This is a genomic window from Streptomyces phytophilus (assembly GCF_013870535.1).
In the GTDB taxonomy this organism is placed as follows: Bacteria; Actinomycetota; Actinomycetes; order Streptomycetales; family Streptomycetaceae; genus Streptomyces; species Streptomyces phytophilus.
This window is the reverse complement of record NZ_JACBXC010000665.1, coordinates 1-3,345: the sequence shown is the minus strand read 5'-3', so window position 1 is coordinate 3,345 and position 3,345 is coordinate 1. Positions and strand designations below refer to the sequence as shown.

General features: G+C 70.7%; 2 protein-coding genes. One reads left to right on the top strand and one right to left on the bottom strand.

Translation table 11 applies throughout. From position 1 onward, the window contains the following. Positions 1-2,306: chitinase C-terminal domain-containing protein (locus H5J30_RS23180; RefSeq protein ID WP_181789314.1), on the bottom strand; the 2,306-nt coding region annotated here is incomplete at its 3' end. A 409-nt stretch (positions 2,307-2,715) separates the two neighbouring features. On the opposite strand from H5J30_RS23180, the gene H5J30_RS23175 reads away from it, so the two are divergent. After that, a partial coding sequence (locus tag H5J30_RS23175; RefSeq protein ID WP_181789313.1) for a LysR family transcriptional regulator occupies positions 2,716-3,345 on the top strand: 630 nt, incomplete at its 3' end.

The following is a 3,345-nucleotide window of genomic DNA, read 5'->3' as shown; positions in this document are numbered from 1 at the left end:
CAGCAGGCCCGGACGTCCTGCCAGACGCCCCACTCGCCGGTGGTGCCGGGCTCCTGCCCCTGCGTCCACCACTTCGCCCGCCAGACGCGGCCCTTGTGAGAGACCTCGGCGCCGGAGTTGTACACCGTCGTGCTCGCCCAGGCGGGCGCGGTGCAGGTGCCGTGGTCGCCCCCGCCGCCGCCCGGGTCGCCGGGCACGGTGCCGCGGGCCAGGTCGCCGGCGAGCGCGAAGGACTTGCCGCCGAGCGTCACGGTCCAGTTCGACGGGGTGGAGACGGGCAGGTAGTAGACGAAGGCCATGTCCACCGACGCGCCCGGCGCCAGCGACTGGTGGCCCGGCAGCTTCACCGAGACCCGGTGGTAGTCGCCCTTCAGCCCGCCTACGTTCCCCGTGCCCGGATGGTCGCTGCGGATCACCCGGGCGCCCCAGCCGGACTGGTCACCGGCGTTGTTCGGCGCGGAGGTGGCGTAGTCGAACTGGAACTCCGTGCCGCCGGGGACGGTCACCTTGGTGTTGTTGGTGAACCGGACCTTCGGGTTGATGGGGTAGTTGGAGTCGCCGAGCGCGAAGCCGTGCAGCTCCACGCCGATGTCCACGGTCTCGGTGGGGAGCTGCGTGGTCGCCCGCTTCGCGCCGTAGCCGGGCGCGGCGGTGAAGGCGTCGTGCAGCGTGGTGGTGAGCGTGTCGCCGACCTCGTACTGGCCCTTGGCGGCGTTCCAGCCGTAGTCGCCGGCCAGCTCCCAGATCATCGCGCCGCCCAGGCCCTTGTCGACGATGTACTTCGCCTTCGCGGCGATCGACTGCTCGTCCTCGGTGGACATGAACACCTTCTTCTCGGCGTTCCACAGCCACGGCGCCTCCATCGTGGCGCTGTACTTGCGGGCGTACGTGCCCGTCAGCTTCGTGTCCGCGGGCAGCCCGAAGTCCGGCAGGTAGTCGCCGGCGATGCCGCGCTCCAGGTTCTTGGCGTGCCACATCGGGTTGAACCCGGCCGGGGACTCCCTGCCGTTGTCGTCGAGGTCGTGCCAGATGTTGTCGACCCCGACCGCGCCGTCCCCGCAGCTGGTCAGGCCGGAGCCGGCCGGGCAGGTGGAGGTCTTCGAGGTGCCCCAGAGCCCGTCGGTGCCGCCGGTGACGTTCTGCCAGCCCCGGGTGTAGTACGGCAGCCCGAGGTTGATCCGGCCGGGGGGCATCAGGCCGCGGAAGTAGTGGTACGCCCAGTCCCCGTTCAGATAGCCGATGCCGCCGTACTGCGGGGTGTTGTAGACGTTCCAGCGGGCGAGTTCGGCGTCCTTGCCGTCGTCGTACAGCGCGGCCTGGGGGCCGACGAACTCGTTCCAGGTGCCGTGCAGGTCGTACGACATGATGTTGACGTAGTCGAGGTACTTGGCCGTGTCGTACGTCTCCATGCCGCGCAGCAGATAGCCGGAGGAGGGACCGGCGGCGGTCAGCAGGTAGTGCCTGCCGTCCGCGGCGCTCGCGCGGTCGAGCTTCTCGCGCAGGGTCTTCATCAGCACCGAGTAGCTCTTGTTGAGGCCGCCGCGGCGGGCGTTGGCGATGGGCCAGTCCAGCGGGTGGCCGGAGTCCTTCATCGAGGTGGGGTACTCGTAGTCGATGTCGACGCCGTTGAAGCCGTAGGTGCGGACGAAGTCGACCGCGGAGTCCGCGAACGTCTCGATGCCCTGCTGGTTGACCGAGCCGTCGGCGTTGGTGGTCATGGTGTAGAAGCCGCCGGAGGCGACGCGCTTGCCGCTGTCGTCGAAGTAGCCGCCGGTCTCCGCCCAGCCGCCGACCGAGACCAGGGTCTTCACGCCCGGGTGCTGCTTCTTGTACTTGTTCAGCAGGTTGAAGTGCCCGTTGTACGCGTACGCCGGGTCCATCTCGGCGCCGGGCACGCCGGGCCAGGTCATCCCGGTGCTCGGGTTGGCGGGGGTGTTCCCGCCGACGGAGAGCCTGTTCTCGGGGGAGACGTGCGCGAAGGCGTAGTTGAGGTGGGTGACCTTGTTCCAGGGGATGTCGGAGGGCAGGTAGCGGTCCCTGCCGTGCTGGCCGGTGCGCCAGTTGGTGAAGTAGCCGATGGTGCGGCGCTTGCTGCCGTTGGGCAGCAGCTCGCGGCCCTCGGTGTCGTAGACGGTGCAGTACGGCACGTTGACGCCGGGCGTCCGGTAGAGCCCGTCGGGCCGGCACGCCGAGTCGTCGGCCGCGGCGGCCTGCGCGGTGTGCGGGGAGAGGAGGCCGAGGACGAGCCCGGCAAGTGCGGCGGTGACTCCCGCCAGGGTGCGTCTCGCGCGATGGGGGAACGGCACGATCTTTCCTCCCGTAGGGGTGTGTCGATCGAGCGGGGCATGTGCGCGTCCGCCCGGGCGTGCACACCCGGACGGGCACCTCTGAGGCTGCGGAGCAGGTTAAAAGGACTAGACCAATGCGTCAAGAGGTCTGTACCTCTGCACTTTTACGGGCCGGGGCCGGCCCGTACGACAAGCCGTACGGCAAGCCCCGTACGACAAGGGGACCCGCCGCGGGTCCGCGGTCGCGAGGTTATACAGACTCGAAATAGTGCGTTCACAAAGCTTCGTGACAAGGCATTTCCGGCTTTCCGAGGAGCATTTCCGAAGCGCCTTCCGCCGATTTCCGGTCACGGCCCCCGCCTCGGCCGGAAAACCCGCCGGTCCGCCGCGCTAGGGTGTTCGACCTGCGGCGGAGCAGGGAGTCAGGGTGCGCATACAGCAGCTGGAATACGTGGCCGCGGTCACCCGGTTCGGCTCCCTGCGGCGGGCCGCGGAATCGCTGCACCTGTCGCAGCCGGCGCTCAGCGAGACCGTGCGGAACCTGGAGCGCGAGCTGGGCGTCGACCTGCTCGACCGGCGGCGGTCCGGGGCGCGGATCAGCGACGCGGGGCGGGAGTTGCTGCCGCACATCGCCGCCGTGCTCGACGCGGTGGACCGGCTGCGGCGCGCCGCCGACGAGCAGCACCGGGTCAGCCGGTCGATCCGGCTCGGCACCGGGGGCGCGGTCGCCCCGCCGCTGCTGGCGTCCGCGGTGCGGGAGTTCCGCGCCGGCCATCCGCAGACGGGGGTGGAGATCGTCGCCGGGGCCGAGGACGCCGTGCGCCGCGGGCTCGCCGAAGGGGCGCTCGACCTGGGGCTCGTCGTCCGGCTCGCGGGCGACGACCCGCATCCCGACCTGCACGACACCGAACTGCTGCGCGGCCGCCCCGTGGTGTGCCTGAGTCCCGGCAGCCCGCTGGCGGAGCTGGACGAGATCGGCGCCGTCGAACTCCTCGCCGAGCCGCTGATCGGGATGCGCTCCGGCTGCCTCGTCCACCGGCTGCTGCACCGCCTCGGC